Below are 18158 nucleotides of genomic sequence, written 5' to 3'. Positions count from 1 at the left end.
CGGTCGAACAGCCGGCCGATCTGCTCTGGGTGCGGGAAAGCGAGGCCCGGTTACGATACGCTCGGTAAACGGCGCTTTGCTTTCGTGCCGCTCTAGGGAATCCCGGCATTCCTGGTCTACACCATGCGGCGCGTTCAATGCCCGGAATGCGGCGTTGTCGTAGAGGATGTTCCGTGGGCCGATGGCAAACGCAGAATCACCACCAGCTATGCGTGGTTTCTGGCTCGGTGGGCCAAACGGCTGAGTTGGCTGGAAGTCGCGAAAGTGTTCCGTAGCAGCTGGAATACCGTATTTCGAGCCGTGAAATTCGCTGTCGAATGGGGCCAGGAGCACCGGGATCTGTCAGGGGTAGCGGCTATCGGTGTCGATGAAGTCCTTTGGAAACGCGGGTATGGCTTCATGACGGTTGTCTACGAAATCACACAGGGCCGGCGACGCCTACTGTGGGTCGGCGAGGATCGAAAAGAGGCTCCACTTCGCGCCTTCTTCGACTGGTTCGGTGAACGCAAAGCCAGCCTTCGCTTCGTCTGTAGCGTCATGTGGAAGCCCTACCTGAGAATCATCGCAGAGCGGGTGCCCGCGGCTGTCCATGTGCTCGACCGTTACCATCTTGTCGCTCGGATCAACAAAGCCATCGACGAAGTGCGTGCCAAGGAGGCCAGGCGCTTGGTCGCCGACGGCTACGAGCCGGTCCTGAAGAAGACGCGATGGCTGTTGCTCAAGCGGCCCGAGAATCTCACCGGAAACCAGGAAGTCAGGCTCGCCGAACTCCTGCGATACAACCTTGCCACTGTACGAGCCTACCTGCTGAAGGAGGCGCTCGATCCGTTCTGGAACTACACCCGAGCCGCGTGGGCGGGCAAGTTCCTCGACAAATGGTGTACCCGCGTCATGAGATCCCGAATCGACCCGATGAAGAAGATCGCACGCTCCATGCGCGGCCACAGGGAGCTTCTGCTCAACTGGTTTCGTGCGCGCGGGGAGATCTCGGCCGGTGCGGCTGAAGGGCTGAACAACAAACTGAAAGTCGCCACCAGAAAAGCGTACGGATTCCGCACCGCTCACGCCTCCAAAATCGCGATGTATCATCAACTTGGCAAGTTGCCAGAACCGGAAGGCACCCACAGATTCTGCTGAGGAGGCGAGTTCTTCAGCTTGCACAGCGTTGTGTAGTCCATCATCGGGCCATGGTCGATCCGGACAAACCGCCGCAGGAAGCCACTGTCGTCGATCCGGATGACGATCCCACGCAACGACTCGCCTTCGATGGCCTGGCAGACCAGGATCCGGAGCACATTCTCTGCGGTGAAAACGTGCTTACGCCCTCGCCGATCTCTCTGCTCCGTAGAATCGAGCGCTCGATCCAAGTCCTTGTGAACCATGTCCACGAGCGCGGGCACCTCGTCGAGGATGGTAGCAATCGCCTCGTATTTGGCGTGGTATTCATTGGTGATCTTCAGATGGGATCCGAAGAGATTCAGACTCTTCTGGGGATTGCATTTCAAACGCAACGCGGGTCCTCCCTTTGGCCGTGGTCAGCTTTGTCACTGCTATTGTGCCACAGCGAGAGGATCCGCGTTTCCTAATTTGCCGAATTCGTGCTGGATTTTGGCCTTTCTAGCCATTTCACCTGTGATGCAGCGTTTGTTCAACAGGAACGAGCTATGGGATGAAACGTGCCGTCGTCACGAAAACAGCCGGCGGCCACGACGGCGTGGATATGGTGATGGAAATTGGCGAAGGATCCGAAGGTCTGAATCGAGAGGACGACCGCAGGGCGGAGATCCCGTCGCTCGAGGGTGGCGTCAGAGGTCTTGCGGATGACGTCATAGGCGCTGCGGGCGAGGATTCCGAGCAGCCTGCGGTCGCGTCGGAACAGGCCTCGAATGGCGCGGGGTAGGGTCAGAATGAGATGCCGACGGGGAACCGGCGCGAGCACCTCTGTGACGAGCTTCTCGGCGAATAGAGCGGCGCGTTTGGCCTGGCACGACGGGCAGAAATTGCGACAAGAGCAGGAGAACGCGAGCAGGTGCTCGGCACCGCAACGCTCGCATCGAACACGGGCGAAGCCGCCTTCGAGCCGACCGCAGTCGAGGAAACGCTCGACTGCGGGTTGGACGACGGGGCGTAGCGGGCCCCACCGCGGCTCGTAGCGCTCGTCGTAGACCGAGAGGTAGCGTTCGAAGTGTTGCTCGAAGATCTTGTAGAAGTCCGAGCGCTCAGGGTGGCGGGGACGGTAGACCGTCGACGGTGCGGCGGCAGGCATGAGGGCCAGTCTGCTGCGCCCGGCCGTTGGTAGCTGCGTGTGAGAGTGGAACCCTCTCGGAAGCGGGAGTGACCTGGCAGGAGGCGTCAGCCAGAGCGCCAAGCGGTGGACATCCTGGAAGTGCCGTTCGTGAAGCTCTTCGAAGGTCAAGGCCCTCGCGCGCTTCTGCCCCAAGTAGGGCTGCTGAAGATGGACAACACCGCCGTGCGCCAGGCCCAGATCGAGCGCCTCGAGCATCTCCGGGCGGAGCGGGAGGGCGCGGAGGTCGAACGACCGGGCTGTGGCGCACAGGACTCCTCCGTCAGGAAGCGTTTGCGGGTGGCCGGGAAAGTACGAGCAACCTGCTGGTGGGCAGGGGGATAGGGCTGAAGTGCGCAACGTGCGTCCGGTGGTCGAGCGGAAGGAGCTGTTCGTGAGGACGTGGGCCGAGAGGAATTGAGGAACGGAGGGGACGGCATCGTCACTATTCGGTCACTGCCGCCGAATAATCTGTTGCCAACCCCACCTCCGCAAACGTGGTAACGTTTTCAGGGTAGTTGATCTTCATCCGGCATGATGCCCGTTCATGGTGAACCGGCGGCCGGATGGAAAAGGTTCGTGCAACAGGCTGAAAAGGGAGGTTCATTCATGAGTGGAGTCTCGAGAATCGGCATCTTGGCAGTTCTCGTGATGGCATTGGCGGGAGTTGCTGTCGCCGATACCACCACGCACGTGGCTACGTTTACGTGCCCCAGCGGTATTCCGCTCTGGCTCTGGGTGGAGGGAGACGATTTTACCTGCTCCGAGCTGGTGCCCGGCGAATACAAGTGTGTGGACCTGGCATTGGAGGATTCAGCTTCTGCCACGTGCACGCGGGGGTGCGAGAAGGTCGTGATCGGGACTCTCGCTGGGTGCTATCACGGCACGGGCAGTCCCAACATACTGGAGCCCAATTTCAGCGTCTTTTGTGACAACGGAAAGGAATTCGATCTCAAAGGAGTCAAGGGGGACACCTGTACGCAAATCAACTCGGGAACCACCGAAAACCCCAAGATCACGGGCGGGGAATGCTCCCAGACGGGCAAGGACGGTCAGAAGAGGACATCGACCTCCGTCGATTGCAATTTGGGCTGCGGTCCGACGGTTGTGCCGGCCGACTGCAAACAGCGCTCATGAAAGACCTGGGCTGACTCCAGGATCGGAGTGCTTGGCAGTTCGGGTTGCGGCGGGGCCGCTGTTGCTGAGTGTCCCCACCGCCGGGTTTTTCCAGGTCGCCTTCAGCTCGTTTACCCAGTGGCGTCTGCTGAGGCTCGACCCCGGGCAAGGATGGTCCATCGCCCGGCTTCTCTTTCGAGGCGGTTGTCTTGGGCCTCGCTGTCGTGCACCGTAGGGGCCCGGCCGGGCGGACTTCCTGGGAGGCAGGCAGCGTGTTCAAGCGCAGAGCGCAGCGTGTTTTGTGGCGGGTGCTCCCGCTGATCCAATTCGTGCGTTACGGGCGTCCCAATCCCATCGAGCCCTGGGACTCCGACGACGCCTTCCGCGAGGTGATGGAGCGGGTTCAAGACCATACCGTGGTGGACAAGGTGCGCTGCTACATGCTCTGGCAATGGCTGCGCACGGTGCTGCCGCTCGAGGGTGATGTAGCCGAAGTGGGGGTCTACCGGGGCGGGACCGCGCGGCTGCTTGGCGAGGCTCTCGGGGATTCGGGCAAGACGCTGCATTTGTTCGACACATTCTGCGGTATGCCCGAAACCGATCCGCAGCGCGACTACCACGAAAGGGGCGAGTTCGACGACACGTCCCTCGATGCCGTGCGGGCATTTCTGCAGGGGTTGGACCGTGTTGCGTTTCATCCCGGGCGGTTTCCCGCCTCGGCGACAACGGTACGGGAGAGCCGCTTTTGCTTCGTGCATGTCGATGTGGACATTTACCGGTCGGTCTTCGACTGCTGTTCCTTTTTCTATCCACGGCTGACATCCGGTGGCCTGCTCGTCTTCGACGATTACGGCTTTGTGACCTGCCCGGGAGCGAAAGAAGCCGTTGACGAGTTTTTTGCGGGGACACGGGATGTTCCCTGCTATCTGCCCACGGGACAATGTGTGGTCCGGAAGCATTGACCGCCCCCTGAACCGGTTGCTTGGCGCACTGGCCCCGGCTATGAACGTGAACCAGGCGAAGCATGAACCGCTTTGGCACATGGGAGATCGGGAGGTGCCATGAATAGACGCGGGGGAAAGAATGGCGGCGGAGGCCTGGTTTATTCGAGTGAGCTCGGCTCGACCTGCCCCGTCTGTGAACAACCCCTTGCCGGCTGCCGCTGCAGGGAGTCGACCGGGGCGCGCGCTGCTTTCGGTCCGGTCCGGGTTTACAGCGAACGCAAGGGCCGGCACGGCAAGACGGTCACCGTGATTCTCGGCCTGCCGCTCGATGGCGCCGCTCTCAGGAATCTGGCCGGTGAACTCAAGCGCATGTGTGGCTCAGGGGGCACCGTCAAGGACGGGCGGATCGAGATCCAGGGTGAGCATCGCGCGGCCTTGCTGGCCGAACTCCGCCGCCGCGGCTGGGCGCCCAAGGGATGAAAGGCGGCGCAGGAGATTGCGGCTGCCGGCCCGGCGATGAGCGAGTGCTGTAGAATCGGTCCCTTGCGGGAGGTGCCATGGTGCTTGGGTGGGCTCGAGTCCTGCTGCTGACGTGGTTCGTCGCCCTGGTCGGCGTCGCGGGGCTCCGCGCCGATGCCCCGGTCGATCTCCAGGATCGTCTGGTCACCCGCACGCTGGCCAACGGTATGCATGTCACCGTTCTCCCCGATCCCGCCCTCCGTACCGTGGCGACGGAGCTTTGGGTGCACGTTGGATCCGCCAACGAAGAACAGGAGACCCGGGGCTTCGCCCACCTCTTCGAGCACTTGATGTTCGGAGGGACGGTGGAGCATTCCAAGGAAGACTACGCACTGCTTCACGAGAGTCATGGGGGCTACGAAAACGCCTTCACCTCCTTTGACGAGACAGTCTACATTTCGGAGATTCCGCCTGCCGGGCATGACGAAGTCCTCGCGCTGGAGGCCGATCGCCTGGTGAACCTGGCCCTGAGCGAAGAGAACCTGGCCAACGAGAAAAAGATCGTCACCGAGGAACTTCGCCTGCGGACCGAGAACGACCCCATGGTACGGGTGATGCTCACAGCCCTCGAGGCGATTCTCGGTGAGCACCCCTACGCTGTGACCCCGGCGGGCACCAAGGAAGACATCGCCCGCGCCGACCTGGAGCAGGCGCGGGGATTTTATCGACGCTACTACCGGCCTTCCAACGTGCACCTCGTGGTGGTGGGGCCGGTGGATCCGCGGCGGGTGTTGGCCCGGGTCGAGGAGGTTTTCGGGTCCCTCGAGCCGGGCGCGGGGCCGCCTGAGGACGTGCCCGAGGTGATGGGCTGGCCGATGCCCGGCCTGGTGCGCCTCGAAGAGGATTTGCCGCCGGTGGAGACGGTGATCGCGGGCTTTCCGCTGCCGTCGCCGGATTCAGCCGACCACGCGGCGCTGGAGGTGATGCGGGAACTGCTCGGCGGCGGCCGGATCGATCCCTTCGTCGAAGAACTGGTGCGGAGGCGCAAGAAGGCGATCTACGCCCAGACCGAGCACCTCGAGTTCCGGAAGGGCGGGGCGGTGATCTTTGCCGCCGCTTTCTTGCCCTACCACCGGGAGCGTACCGAACGGCGCCTGGTGCGCGAGACGCTGCAAGTCCTCGCCCGCATGGAGTGGCTCGACGAGGCTGGTTTCGAAGGAGCGCGCAGGCGATTGCTTCAGCGTGTGTACCGGGGGGCCTACTCGCCGGTGGCGCTGGCCGATAGCCTGGGACGGGCCAGGTGGTGGCGCGGTGACGAGAAACTGGCCTTGCGGCACGCGTCGGAACTGGAGGCGGTGCGCCTCGAGGACGTGCGGCGGGTCTATCGCACCTATCTCGCCGAGGCCGAACCGGTCATGCTGATCATCCGGCCCGAGCACGTTCCCCTCTACGTCCAGCTCTTCGGCTGGCTCTATCCCTTGTTGCAGCGATGAAGAAAGCGCTGACATTCTGCTGCCTGGCGACGCTGCTGCTCGTCCTCCCGCCCGCCCCGGCCGGTACTGCGAGTGCGCGGGTCTTCGACCTCGACCCCGGCACCCGGCTCGTGGTGGTCGAAGACCACCGCGTGCCGCTGGTTCATCTGCAGATCGACTTTCCCGCGGGGCGAGACGCCCCCTGGGTGCGCGGACACCACGTCGACACCGCCTTCCGGGCCCAGTTCTACGACCCCGCGGGTCGTCTGCGCCGGCGGGCCGACGAGCTGGGGGTGAACCTGGGCCTGCGGACCTCCGACCGGGTTTCCACCTTGAGCGTCTCGTTCCTCAGGGACGATCTGGAGCCGACTCTCGACCTGGTGCGGAAGGTCCTGGGCAACGATGATTTCGACCGCCGGGAACTGCGCCGCTGGCGGCAGTCCGCGTCCGTGAGCTGGAAGTTCCAGCTCAAGAATCCCCACTTCCGTCTGCGGCAGGCCCAGATGCGTCTGCTCTTCCAACCCGACGACCCTCGCGTGCGTGCGGTGGAACGTCCGCCGAAGATCTCCACCAAGATCGAAGCCCTTCGCCGGGCCCGGGACACCTTGCTCAGGCTTCCCGGCCGCGTCGTGGGTTTCGCCGGTGCGATCACCGCGGAAGACGCCCGGGCGGCCGCGAGAGGACTGCTGCCTCCACTCCTCGAGGAGCCGCCCGAGGGTGTCGAGCCCACCTATCTGCCCGCGGCGCCCCGCACCGGGCGGCCTGCCCGGGTCAGGGTCCGGCTCCCCCGGTTGACCCAGGTCTACTTCGCCTTGACCCGTGAGTCTTTGACCGACGACGACCCGCGCTACCCGGCCCTGATGCTCGCCGACCATGCCCTGGGAGGCTACTTCTTTTCCCGTCTCTACCGCGCTCTGCGCCACGAGGGCGGCGAGACCTACGGCGCCCGTTCCTCGGGACTCGGCGGTGTGGTCAGCACCGGCTATGCCCTGGGCACCTTCACCCGCACCGCCAACGCGGACCACACCGAGCGGAAGCTGCGCCGCGTGCTCGAGCAGTTCCATCACGACGGCATCAGCGAGGACGAGCGGTCCCTGGCGGCCGCGGCTCTGCGCGGTCGCCGCCTGCGTCGGGTCCAGGATCCTGCCCGCCGCCTCGCCGAGGCGATGGACGACCTGCGCCACAATCGCCGGCCAGGTTTCCGCGATCGCCTGGTGGAAGCGGCCGCCCGGGTCTCCCTCGAGCAGGTCAACCAGGTCATCGAGGAGTTCTACGACCCCGACGACTTCACCATGGTCCGGGTCGAGCCCCGTTGATGCGGATCGGCGTGGGGTGCGCGTCCGCCGTCCTGACGGCTCGGCGGCAGGCCTGCCGCGGGTCGCCCCGGGGCTTTCGCCGACGATCTGCGGCGGCCGATCGCGTCCGTGGCCCCCGAATCCGGCCACTCGTGGGGTGGCAGGGAACCCCCTGCGGCAAGGTGCGTTGCGAGAGATCCTCTCCTATCTTGTGTGGCGGCCGGGCGACCTTCTCCGGCACAAGGAATCTTGCGGATGATCACACTCGCGGGCGTTGCCAAGACCTATGGAGCCCAGACCCTCTTTCAGGAGGTCTCTCTGCAGCTTCATCGAGGCAACCGTTACGGACTGGTGGGCGCCAACGGGTCGGGAAAGTCCACCCTTCTCCGCCTGCTTACCGGGGAAGAAGAGGCCAGCGCCGGGACGATCGCCATGCCACGCAAGGCTCGGGTGGGGTTCCTGACCCAGGACCACTTCCGTTTCGAGAACACACCGATTCTCGACGTGGTGATGATGGGCAACGAGGCCCTCTGGCAGGCGGTGCAAGAAAAGGAAGCACTCCTCGAGACGGCCGGGGATGACTTCGATATCGATCGCTACGGGGAACTGGAAGAGGTCATCCTCCACTACGACGGTTACAACATGGAGTCCCGGGCGGCGCAGATCCTCGAGGGGCTGAACATTCCCGCCGCGGTGCAGCGCCGGCCGCTGTCCACCCTTTCCGGAGGGTTCAAACTGCGGGTGCTGATGGCCCGCACCCTGGCCTCGGATCCCGACATCCTGCTGCTCGACGAGCCGACCAACCACCTGGATATCCTCTCCATCCGATGGCTCGAAAAGTTCTTGCTGGATTTCCGTGGCCTGGCGGTGGTGGTCTCTCACGATCACCGCTTTTTGAACAACGTCTGCACCCACATCATCGACGTGGATTACGAGCGGGCGACCCTCTATCGGGGGAACTACACCGACTTTACCCTGGCCAAGCGGGCGGAGCGTGAGCGCAAGGAGGCCGAGATCCGGCTGCGCGAGAAAGAAATCGCCGACCACAAAGCCACGGTCGAGCGTTTCCGGGCCAAGCCCACCAAGGCCCGGCAGGCCAAGAGCACGGCCAAGTTGATCGAGAAGATCGTCATCGAGGACTTGCCGCGCTCGTCCCGGCGCTATCCCAACTTCGTCTTCAGGGCCTGTCGCCCGAGCGGCAAGACGGTCCTCGAGGTGCGGGGCGTCTCCAAGAGTTATGGTGAAAACCGGGTGCTCGAGAACGTCAGCCTGACGGTGCGGCGGGGCGATGCCCTGGCGATCATCGGACCCAACGGCATCGGCAAGTCCACCTTGCTCAAGATCATCATGGGCGAGGTGAGCGCGGACGCGGGCGAGGTGGAGTGGGGCTACGAGACCCACCGGGGCTACTTCCCTCAAGAAAACACGCTCGCCGGCTCTCCGGGGGAGTCCATCGAAAACTGGCTCTGGCGTCACTGTCCCGGGCAGCCTATCGGCTTCGTGCGGGCGAACCTGGCCCGGGTGCTCTTTTCCCGGGAAGAAGTCGACAAGCGCATCGGCAGCCTGAGCGGGGGCGAGGGCGCGCGGTTGATCCTGGCGCGCCTGGGCGTGGAAAAGCCGAATGTCCTGGTGCTCGACGAGCCGACCAACCACCTGGACCTGGAGGGGATCGAATCCCTCGCCCGGGGCCTGGAGGCGTACGACGGCACGGTGATCTTCGTCTCTCACGACCGCTGGTTCGTCTCCCGGCTGGCCACCCGTGTGATCGAAATCACCTCCGAGGGCATGACGGACTTTCCCGGAACCTACGACGACTACCTGGCGGCCTGTGGCGACGATCACCTGGACGTGGACGCCGTGCTGCGCCGGGCGCGGCGGAAGAAGGCCCGCCAGGACCCTTAGAAACATGTCTCAGTTTCGCACCGGCGGTGGGCGCGAGCCGTTTCGATGTTGCGATGCGGGCCGGCCGCTGGAGCGTCGGCCGGGGGCTTGGCAGCCACTGTCCCGGACCCTGACAGTGCGTCTGCGGGAACAGTCCCGCGGCAGATCATTCACTCATGCGGGTGGCGATGATATCGAGACTGGCCCTGCCCGCGGGTTGCACCCTGAGCCGGGCCTTGCCCGCCCGCAGGCCGCTGTCATCGAGAAGAAGTGTGTAGCGCCCGGGCGTATCGAGCACCAGGGGTATGGAAAACGATTTCTTTCCCGGCTCCACGACACCCCGCAGGCGGGAGACCACCACGCCCCGCTCGTCGAGCACCTGCACCTCCAACTCGACTTGGCGAATGCCCAGGATGGAGCGGATGGGCCGATCGAGGCGGACGTCGACACGCCCGCTGAGCCCCTCCATCCGGGCCGTGACGTCGATCGAGCGGCGCGCCGAGAAACCCAGCCGGCTGGCGCGGACGTCGAAGCGAGTCGAGGCCTGGAAGGAATGGGCCGGCGCCGACACTCTTGCAGCGTCGGAAGTCTGCCGCACCCATCGGGCCGGCGCCGGCGGTTGGCGTTGCTGGCCGGGTACACCGGCCCATACCGAGGACGTTGTGGCTACCAGCAGCAGACAGGCGAAGCGAAGGAGGGGTAGGAGGCGCGGTCCCATAGGCATCCTCGGATCAGGTGCGCTCCTGGACTGCAAACTCCGAACCACATCGCGCCACTCTCCCGCCGGGGTCCAGGGCCTTTCGCAGGAGCCTGAAGCCATCCGGCCTGCGGCCGGTGGTTTCCGACGGAAACCGTGGTCTCGTTGCGGAATTGAAATCATTCCTCGGGAAACGGCATCACCTGGTGGATGCTCTCGGCCCCGAGGACCAGGGCCATCAGGCGCTCGAGTCCCAGGGCGATTCCCGCCGTAGGCGGCATCCCCGAGGCGAGGGCCGCCAGGAACGGCTCGTCGAGAGGGGGCACGTCGCGTCCGAGGCGGCGGCGCGCCTGTTGGTCGGCCAGATGGCGCCGACGCTGTTCGTCGGCGTCGGTCAGTTCGTCGAAGGCATTGGCCAGTTCGAGACCGCCGGCGTAGAGCTCGAAACGTTCGGCCACCGGCCAGCGGGGATCGTCGCGGACACGGGCCAGCGCCGCCTGGCTGGCGGGATATGCGCTGAGGATGGTCATCCGCTCGCGACCCAGGTGGGGCTCGACGAGCTGGATCAGCACCTTGAAGAAGATCTCGTCCCAGCCGTCCGCCGGGTCGACCGCGACGGCGCGCTGTCGGGCCGCCGCCGCCAGGTCGTCCCGGCGGCGAAGATCGGCCAGGTCGAGCGAAGCCCAGCGTCCGAAGGCCTCGCGCACCGTCAGCCGCTCCGCGCGCCGGCGCAGGTCGCAGCCCCGGGCGGGCCGATCGAGCCGCCCGACCGCCGCGGCGACGGTGCGCACCAGATCTTCGACGTCGTCCATCAAGGTGTCGAGACCGGCGCCGCTCCGGTACCACTCGAGCATCAGGAACTCGCTGCGATGCCACGGGCCGCCCTCGTCGTCGCGGAAGGCGTGGGCGATCTCGAAGATGCGCCCGGCGCCTGCCGCGATCAAGCGCTTGAGGTGCAGCTCGGGGCTCGTGGCCAGGTACTTTCCGTCTCCGGCGGGGAAGGCCTCGAGGTGGGGCTCGAGGCCCGGGCACACCACCCGGCAGGGGGTTTCGACCTCGAGGAAGTCCCGTTGGTGAAAGAAGTCGCGGACAGCCCGCAGGATGCGCGCGCGCTGTTCGAGCAGAACAGGCAGGGAGGGTCGGCTCACGTCAGCGCTTGATCCGCTCCACGTACTGGCCCGTACGGGTGTCGATGCGGATCCACTCACCTTCGTTGAGGAACATGGGCACCTGCACCGTGGCACCGGTCGACAAGCGTGCGGGCTTGGTGGCGCTGGACTTGGTGTCGCCCTTGACCCCCGGTTCGGTCTCGACGATCTGCAGTTCGACGAAATTGGGCAGCTCGATGGAAAGGGGCTTGCCGTTGTGAAAGAGCATGTCGACGGCCAGGTTCTCGGTCAGCCAGTTGGCCTGGTCGCCCAGGTTGTCGGCCCGCAGCGAGAACTGCTCGTAGCTCGATGTGTCCATGAAGTGGTACTCGCCGTCGGATTCGTAGAGAAACTCCATGGGCCGCTCTTCCATTTCGGCCTTGTCGATCTTCTCCCCCGAGCGCCAGGTGCGATCGATGGTGTTGCCCGTGATCAGGCTCTTGATGCGGCAGCGCGTGAAGGCGTTGCCCTTGCCCGGCTTGACGAACTCGGCGGTGACGATGACGAACGGTTCGCCGTCGATCTCGATCTTCACGCCCTTCTTCAGATTGCTGGTCTCGTACACGGGATTATCCTTTTCGAAATACCAGGCGGTATGGAGACGCCGCCCACAAGGCGGAGAATCTACCACGGCCAAGCCAGAGGCGAAGCCGGATTATCCCCCCAGGAGACCCTTTCAGCCATGCGCCCCCTGCCTCCTTCCTCCCCGGCTCCCTCCGGCGCCCTCCCCCTCGAGCAGGCCGCCGCACGCCTGGGTGAGACTCTCGGTCCCCGGGTTCGCCGGGCCGCCCGTCGCCTGCCCCTGCGCTTTCCGGCGGAGTACTTCTCCCTGATCGACCCCGACGATCCCGCCGACCCGCTCCGCCGGATCGCCTGGCCCGATCCCGAGGAGCTGGAAGGCGATGCCGGGGCGCTGGCGGATCCCGTCGGCGAGGGTGCCGGGCGGCCCCATCCCCTGGTGATCCGAAAGTATCCGGACCGCGCCCTCCTGCTCGTGACGCGCCGCTGCCACTTCTACTGTCGATTCTGCTTCCGAGCCGGCGAGGCCGCCGAGCCGGGAGAGGCGGACCTGGAGCAGGCGGTGGCGACCATCGCGCGGCTCGAGGGCGTGCGGGAGGTGATCCTTTCCGGCGGGGATCCGCTGGTTCTGCCCGATGCCCGCCTGGTCGGCCTGCTGGAGGCCCTCGGTCGCATCCCGAAGCTCAGGACCCTGCGCCTGCATACGCGGGCGCCGATCCACCAGCCCGATCGCATCACCGGGGATCTGGCGGCCTGGCTCGGCGGCGCTCGGCCGGGGCCCGTGTGGACGGTGATTCACGCCACCCACCCCCGGGAGCTCCGGGAGACCAGCGACCGGGCGTTCCGGACCCTGATGCGCCACGGCGTGCCGCTGCTGGCCCAGAGCGTGCTGCTCGCCGGGGTCAACGACGATGCGGCCGTGCTGGCGGAGCTTTTCGGGGGACTCTACGAGCGGGGCGTCAAGCCCTATTACCTGCATCATCCCGACCGGGTGGCGGGTACCCGCCGGTTTCGACTCCCCATTGCGCGGGGATTGCAGATCGTCCGCCGTCTTCGGGAGGCCTTGCCCGGTCCCGCGATGCCGACCTACGTGCTCGACCCCCCGGACGGGGGCGGCAAGGTGCCGGTGAGCTGGCTCGAGCCCGTCGGTCCCGGCCGCTGGCGCGTGCCCCGGCCCGGGGGGCGGGAGACCTACTACGAAGACGAGGCGGAGGGCAGGGAGGAGGGGCGGTAGCGTCTTGGTGGCCGGTGGCGGAGGGATCCTGGTGCTACCATCCGCAATACTGACCCGGCCGGGTCGTAAGCCCGGTGGCTTCGGAAACTCCGAGGGAGAACCCATGCAGGAGAGCGCACGGGCCTTTCTGGCGGGGCTGGTGGACTACGCGGGGCTTTTTCCTCCCGCCGCCCTCGACCTCGACACCACGGCCCGCAACTACGCCGCATACCTCCGGGGATCGGAGGCCTGGATGCTCGGCCGCCTGATCATCCCCGCAACCCGCCTTTCCGAATTGTTGCCGCTGCGCCGAGAGGCGGGAGACCCGTCCCGGCCCTGGCTCCTTTCCGTCCTCTCGGCCGCTCCGGAGCGCTGGGAAGCCCTGCCGCAGGCGGCGATCGCCGTGGCCGGGAAAGTGGCCAAGGCCCTCGACGACGGCGGTGACCGAGTGGAGCCCGACGTCTTCGAGCAGAAGCTGCCGCCGGTCCCCGCAGCACCGGTGGCCGGCCTCGAAGACTATGCCGCGGCCCTCGACGAACACTTGTCGGCTCCCGCCGGGGTGTTCTTCGAGGCGGCCCTGACGCCGCGGGATCCGACCGCGATCCGGGATGTGCAGGCGACCGTCGAAGCCCTGGGCGAGCTGGCGGTCCGGCGCTCCGCACCGGGGGGACGCTTTCTCGAGGGCGGTTTCAAGCTGCGCTGCGGCGGGGTCGAGGCCGGGCTGTACCCCGACGTCGACCTGGTGGTCGCCGCGCTGCTGGCCTGTCGTCGGGCCGGTGTGGCGATGAAGGCCACCGCCGGCCTGCACCACCCCCTACGCCATTTCCGCCCGGACCTGGGGGTCTACGAGCACGGTTTTCTGAACGTCTTCGGTGCCGGTGTGCTGCTCGACGTTCACGATCTCGACGAGCAGGCGGTGCGCCGGATCGTCGCGGAGGAAGACCCATCGGCCTTCGTCTTCGACGGCGCGGTGTTCCGCTGGCGTGATCTGGCGGCCACGGCCGAACAGGTGGTCGTCGCGCGCCGCCGCCGGGTCACCAGTTTCGGGAGTTGCAGTTTCGACGAGCCCCGGGAAGATCTCAGGCAACTGGGGCATTTGTGACCCGGGCCATGGGTTCCCGTCATGGAGAAACAACGATCATGAGCCACGATTCCTACCCCACGGCAGACCTGCGTTCCTTCGTGGAGGTGTCCGCCGAGTCCCATTTTCCGATTCAGAATCTTCCCTACGGGGTTTTCGTTCCCACTGCCGGCGGCGCCCCCCGGGTCGGCGTGGCCATCGGCGAGATGGTCTGCGACCTGTCGGTGCTCGACGAGGCGGGATTGCTCGATTCGACTCCCGTGGCGGGGCAGGGGATCTTCGCCCGGGATGCCCTCAACGCCTTCATGGCCCGGGGCCGCCCGGCCTGGAGCGCCGTGCGAAGGCGCCTGCAGCATCTGCTGCGGGAGGACGTGGCCGAGCTGCGGGACGATCAGGCGGTGAGGGATCGGGCCCTGCTGCCCCTGGGCGCCGTGGAATTGCGTCTTCCCGCCCGCATCGGCGACTACACGGATTTTTATTCCTCCCGGGAGCACGCCACCAACGTGGGCACCATGTTTCGCGGCAAGGACAACGCGCTGCTGGAAAACTGGCTGCACCTGCCGGTGGCCTACCACGGCCGGGCCAGTTCGGTGGTGATCAGCGGAACGCCGATCCGGCGGCCCCGGGGCCAGATGATGCCTCCCGGCGCTCAGCGGCCCGTCTTCGGTCCCACCCGGCTCCTCGATCACGAGTTCGAGATGGGCTTCTTCGTGGGGCCGGGTAACGCCATGGGCGAGCCGATCCCCATCGAGCGTGCGGGCGATCACATCTTCGGCCTGGTGCTGGTCAACGACTGGTCGGCCCGGGACATCCAGAAGTGGGAGTACCAGCCCCTGGGGCCTTTCCTGGCCAAGAACTTCGCTACTTCCATCTCGCCCTGGGTGGTGACTCTCGAGGCTCTCGAGCCCTTCCGCTGCGCCGGGCCCGAGCCGGAGTTCGAGCCCCTGCCCTACCTGCGCTCCCCCGAACCATGGTCCTACGACGTACGGCTCGAGACCCTGCTGGCCACCGAGCGCATGGATCGCCCCCAGGTCATCGGACGGGGTAACTACCGCACTCTCTACTGGAACATCTGCCAGCAGCTCGCCCACCACACCGTGGGAGGCTGTCCCGTGCAGCCGGGCGACTTGATGGCTTCCGGTACGATCAGCGGCGCCACTCGGGAATCCCGGGGCAGCCTGCTCGAACTCACCTGGCGGGGCACCGAGCCGCTGCGGCTGGAAAGCGGCGAGGAGCGCAAGTTTCTCGAGGACGGCGATACCATGACACTGACTGGCTGGGCCCAGGGTGACGGCTTCCGCGTCGGTTTCGGCGAGGTGACCGGCCGCATCCTGCCGGCCATCGACTCGGCGGCCGATCCGCGCCAGGGAGACAGCCCATGAAGACCTCGCACACCATCCTGTTCTTCGCCCTGGCGTCCCTGGTCCTGGCCGGGGCCTGCACCTCGACCCCTTCCGGGAAGGAAGAGGAAGCCGCGGTCGCCGCGGCCCCGGCGAAAGAGGTGAGCGCAACGGCCGAGGAGATTCCGGAGGCGGTGCGCCAGCGTCTGCGGGAGGCGACCGTGGATTTCGGGGGCGCTCTCAAGGCGGTGCTGGTCAAGGAACTCTCCGAGAAGGGGCCGGCCGCGGCGATCGATGTCTGCTCGCAGGTGGCCCCGAAGCTGGCCCTGGAAAAATCCAGCGATCAGCTCGTGCTGCGACGCATATCTTTCAAGGCGCGCCATCCGGGGGATGCGCCGACCGATTTCGAGGCCGAGTATCTCGCCCGCCTCGAGCAGCTTCATGTCGAGGGCCAACCGGCCGAAGAACTCTTCGTTCCCATCGAGGAGGGGGAGCGGCGAGGCGTGCACTATTTCAAGCCGATAGTCGTGGAAGCCGCCTGCCTGCTCTGCCACGGTCCCAGTGAGAGTCTCGATCCCCAGGTGCGCCGGATTCTCGATGAACGCTATCCCCAGGACCACGCCCGGGGTTACATGCTGGGCGATTTCCGTGGCGCGTTCTCGACCCGCCTCTACTTCGACGAGTAGTTGCCGCCGCCGCCGGGTGTCGCCCGGCGGCTCAGGAATGCTGCAAGGTCGTCTCGAGGCGGTGGCGGAGCTTGCCCACCAGCCGGTTGAGGGGATGGCTGCGCTCGAGGAAGGAGAAGATCGGCTCACGGCGCAGACCGATGCGACGAGCCAGGTTCGCCAGTTGGGGGTCGTCGGGAGCCAGGCGGAGGGCGGTGGCCACGGTCTGCGCCGCCAGGTCCTTGCGCTGGGCGCGCAGGTAGAGTCGCGCCAGGTTGGCGTAGAGGTGAGGCTCGAACGGGCCGCGCAGGATCGCTTCCTCGCAGAGCCGACGCCCGCGGCGGATGTCTCCCCGGGTCATGGCGATGGTCAGCCCGTAGTGGGAGCGCAACGTCCTCAGGAAAGGCGCGTCGGGGGTCTCCACCGAGGCGGAGAGGGCTTGCTCGAGAGGGGAGAGCGCCTCGTGGTAGCGCTCTTCGCGAACGAGCTGGGCACCGAGTCGGAACCAGCGCTCGGCGGGAGAGGGGGGCTCGGGCGGCTTGCTGCTCGTCGGCCACGACATGGAGGCGACCTCCTGCTGGCACTGGGTCGGAACCTTCCGAAACCAGACAGGGGTCAATTTGGTGCCGGAGTTCCGGCCGGGCAAGTCCGGGCGAAATCCGTCAAAAACGGGGCAGATCGCCGGTGGCCGCTTCCAGGGTTCGCGCGGCGGCCTGCACCTGCGGATCGTCCCTTCCTTCGAGGGTGATCAGCACGTGATCTTCCTGGGGGTAGGAACCGATGCGGACCGCGGGATGCTTTGCGGCCACGCGCTCCAGGATCGGCGCCAGGTCCACTTCTTCAGCGGCGTAGGCCACGGAACGCCGGTGAAACCTGCCGCAGCGGAAACGCTCCCGCAAGGCCTGGAACTTGCGCCGGAGAATGGCCGGAACACCGGGGAGGATCACCACGTTTTCCATCCGTACGGTGGGCCATCCCGGCTGGTCGCCGCCCTCGAGGACCGCGCCCCGGGGCACGCGGGCCATGCGCAGGTGCGCCGCCGTGGTCCGGTCTCCCCAGCGCGCACGAATCAGTTGCTCGAGCCGGGGGGCGGTCACGACTTCGACGCCGAAGGCGCGGGCCACCGCGTCGATGGTCAGGTCGTCGTGGGTCGGACCGATGCCCCCGGTGGTGAAGACCCAGTCGTGCCGGTCCGCGAGGGCCGAGAGGGTGGTCGCGATCTCTTCGATGTCGTCACCGACCATCACGGCCCGTTCCACGCTGACACCCAATTCCCACAGTTCCCGGGCCAGAAAGCGCAAGTTTTCGTCCTGCACGCGCCCCGAGAGAAGCTCGCTGCCGATGAGAAGAAGTGCGCTGCGCCGGCTGCTGTTCACGGGGAAGATCTAGACGATTCCGCTCCGCTTCGCCACATGGAGCAGGCCGAGTCCCAGCCAGAGGACGCCGACCAGGCGGAAAAGCCAGAGGACGGCCCGCGAGCCGATCAGGGCCTGGATGTGCACAGGGAAAGGCGAGGGCAACGGTTTTTCCGGCATCGGGCCGCGGCGGGTCCCCGGCCACGCGAGAGGCAACACCGCCAGGGCCACCAGAAGGCGGAAGGCGGCGACAGCGTCGGCGGCCTGGAAGCCCTCCCAGGCGCCGAAGGCCCCGGCCAGGGGCAGGGCCACCACGACGCCGATGCCTGTGAAGATCGTCACTCGCAACCACGTGCGCAGTCGCCAGGCCCGATCCAGCGTGGCCCGCAGGTCGAGGCCGTGGTAGCCGCGGCAGCAGCGCCAGGTGGTCAGTTCCCGCGGCTCCTGGATCACCACCAGCGGCCCTTCGGGGGCGCTGCCGCCACACCACAGGCAGCGATGTACGGCCCGCCTGCGTGCCCAGGGGCGGGCGTAGAAGCGATGGGTGAGCATCAGCGCCAGGGCCAGGCCCACCGAGTAGAAAACGCCCAGGGGATGCCGGGTCAGCAGGTAGAGGACGAAAGGGACCGGCAGAAAAAGAAGAGCCCCGATCAGCCGATCACGCATCGGCTGCACGCGGGAACGGAAAA

General features: G+C 66.3%; 20 protein-coding genes. 12 read left to right on the top strand and 8 right to left on the bottom strand.

Translation table 11 applies throughout. The features are described 5' to 3' along the window. Positions 1–111: 111 nt before the first annotated feature. Positions 112–1137 (top strand): ISL3 family transposase, encoded by a 1026-nt coding sequence (locus Q9Q40_09305; GenBank protein ID MDQ7007419.1) that lies wholly within the window; start codon positions 112–114, stop codon positions 1135–1137. On the opposite strand, the gene Q9Q40_09300 is transcribed toward Q9Q40_09305, so the two are convergent. Both Q9Q40_09300 and Q9Q40_09295 read right to left on the bottom strand, forming a co-directional pair. Beyond that, on the bottom strand, positions 1089–1511 hold the full coding sequence (locus tag Q9Q40_09300; protein ID MDQ7007418.1) for a transposase: 423 nt from the start codon (positions 1509–1511) through the stop codon (positions 1089–1091). The genes Q9Q40_09305 and Q9Q40_09300 overlap by 49 nt on opposite strands. Before the next feature lie 137 nt (positions 1512–1648). Next, on the bottom strand, positions 1649–2266 hold the full coding sequence (locus Q9Q40_09295; protein ID MDQ7007417.1) for a transposase zinc-binding domain-containing protein: 618 nt from the start codon (positions 2264–2266) through the stop codon (positions 1649–1651). 129 nt (positions 2267–2395) lie between these two features. On the opposite strand from Q9Q40_09295, the gene Q9Q40_09290 reads away from it, so the two are divergent. The 7 genes from Q9Q40_09290 to Q9Q40_09260 all read left to right on the top strand — a co-directional run bounded on the left by Q9Q40_09290 (position 2396) and on the right by Q9Q40_09260 (position 9472). After that, positions 2396–2629: a hypothetical protein gene (locus Q9Q40_09290; protein MDQ7007416.1), complete on the top strand. Its 234-nt coding sequence runs from the start codon at positions 2396–2398 to the stop codon at positions 2627–2629. Between the two features lie 264 nt (positions 2630–2893). Further along, positions 2894–3421 carry a hypothetical protein gene (locus tag Q9Q40_09285; protein ID MDQ7007415.1) on the top strand — a complete coding sequence of 176 codons (528 nt, stop codon included), beginning with the start codon at positions 2894–2896 and terminating at the stop codon, positions 3419–3421. Between the two features lie 251 nt (positions 3422–3672). Continuing rightward, a complete protein-coding gene (locus Q9Q40_09280; GenBank protein ID MDQ7007414.1) occupies positions 3673–4362 on the top strand; it encodes a TylF/MycF/NovP-related O-methyltransferase in 690 nt (229 codons plus the stop codon). Positions 4363–4461: 99 nt separating this feature from the next. After that, on the top strand, positions 4462–4824 hold the full coding sequence (locus Q9Q40_09275; GenBank protein ID MDQ7007413.1) for a stress response translation initiation inhibitor YciH: 363 nt from the start codon (positions 4462–4464) through the stop codon (positions 4822–4824). A gap of 77 nt (positions 4825–4901) precedes the next feature. Then, positions 4902–6296: a pitrilysin family protein gene (locus tag Q9Q40_09270; GenBank protein MDQ7007412.1), complete on the top strand. Its 1395-nt coding sequence runs from the start codon at positions 4902–4904 to the stop codon at positions 6294–6296. Beyond that, positions 6293–7591: an insulinase family protein gene (locus Q9Q40_09265; protein MDQ7007411.1), complete on the top strand. Its 1299-nt coding sequence runs from the start codon at positions 6293–6295 to the stop codon at positions 7589–7591. Before Q9Q40_09270 ends, Q9Q40_09265 begins: the two co-directional genes overlap by 4 nt. 234 nt (positions 7592–7825) lie before the next feature. After that, a complete protein-coding gene (locus Q9Q40_09260) occupies positions 7826–9472 on the top strand; it encodes an ABC-F family ATP-binding cassette domain-containing protein (protein ID MDQ7007410.1) in 1647 nt (548 codons plus the stop codon). Positions 9473–9617: 145 nt separating this feature from the next. Here Q9Q40_09260 and Q9Q40_09255 read toward each other — a convergent pair whose 3' ends face one another. The 3 genes from Q9Q40_09255 to efp form a co-directional block, all read right to left on the bottom strand. After that, positions 9618–10169 carry a hypothetical protein gene (locus tag Q9Q40_09255; GenBank protein ID MDQ7007409.1) on the bottom strand — a complete coding sequence of 184 codons (552 nt, stop codon included), beginning with the start codon at positions 10167–10169 and terminating at the stop codon, positions 9618–9620. A gap of 158 nt (positions 10170–10327) precedes the next feature. Next, positions 10328–11296, bottom strand: coding sequence for an EF-P lysine aminoacylase EpmA (epmA, locus tag Q9Q40_09250; protein MDQ7007408.1), 969 nt, complete (start codon positions 11294–11296; stop codon positions 10328–10330). A 1-nt stretch (position 11297) separates the two neighbouring features. Beyond that, the gene (gene efp / locus Q9Q40_09245) at positions 11298–11861 is read right to left on the bottom strand and encodes an elongation factor P (protein MDQ7007407.1); all 564 of its coding nucleotides are present in this window, start codon (positions 11859–11861) and stop codon (positions 11298–11300) included. Between the two features lie 117 nt (positions 11862–11978). On the opposite strand from efp, the gene Q9Q40_09240 reads away from it, so the two are divergent. The 4 genes from Q9Q40_09240 to Q9Q40_09225 all read left to right on the top strand — a co-directional run bounded on the left by Q9Q40_09240 (position 11979) and on the right by Q9Q40_09225 (position 16135). Next, positions 11979–13049 carry a KamA family radical SAM protein gene (locus tag Q9Q40_09240; protein MDQ7007406.1) on the top strand — a complete coding sequence of 357 codons (1071 nt, stop codon included), beginning with the start codon at positions 11979–11981 and terminating at the stop codon, positions 13047–13049. 103 nt (positions 13050–13152) lie between these two features. Next, a complete protein-coding gene (locus Q9Q40_09235; GenBank protein MDQ7007405.1) occupies positions 13153–14130 on the top strand; it encodes a hypothetical protein in 978 nt (325 codons plus the stop codon). 38 nt (positions 14131–14168) lie between these two features. Beyond that, positions 14169–15491 (top strand): fumarylacetoacetase, encoded by a 1323-nt coding sequence (fahA, locus tag Q9Q40_09230; protein MDQ7007404.1) that lies wholly within the window; start codon positions 14169–14171, stop codon positions 15489–15491. Continuing rightward, positions 15488–16135, top strand: coding sequence for a DUF3365 domain-containing protein (locus tag Q9Q40_09225; protein MDQ7007403.1), 648 nt, complete (start codon positions 15488–15490; stop codon positions 16133–16135). The genes fahA and Q9Q40_09225 overlap by 4 nt, the downstream gene beginning before the upstream one ends. Before the next feature lie 31 nt (positions 16136–16166). Here the strand turns inward: Q9Q40_09225 and Q9Q40_09220 are convergent, their stop codons facing one another. The 3 genes from Q9Q40_09220 to Q9Q40_09210 form a co-directional block, all read right to left on the bottom strand. After that, complete coding sequence (locus Q9Q40_09220) at positions 16167–16676, bottom strand: tetratricopeptide repeat protein (protein MDQ7007402.1); 510 nt, start codon at positions 16674–16676, stop codon at positions 16167–16169. Between the two features lie 100 nt (positions 16677–16776). Continuing rightward, positions 16777–17490, bottom strand: a complete 714-nt coding sequence (locus tag Q9Q40_09215; GenBank protein ID MDQ7007401.1) for a molybdopterin-binding protein — start codon at positions 17488–17490, stop codon at positions 16777–16779. Between the two features lie 9 nt (positions 17491–17499). After that, the gene (locus Q9Q40_09210; protein ID MDQ7007400.1) at positions 17500–18135 is read right to left on the bottom strand and encodes a hypothetical protein; all 636 of its coding nucleotides are present in this window, start codon (positions 18133–18135) and stop codon (positions 17500–17502) included. Positions 18136–18158 lie beyond the last annotated feature (23 nt).

The organism is Acidobacteriota bacterium (assembly GCA_030949985.1).
Classification (GTDB): domain Bacteria; phylum Acidobacteriota; class Polarisedimenticolia; order J045; family J045; genus JALTMS01.
The sequence above is the reverse complement of the archived record's forward strand: the minus strand, read 5'-3'. Positions and strand labels throughout refer to the sequence as shown.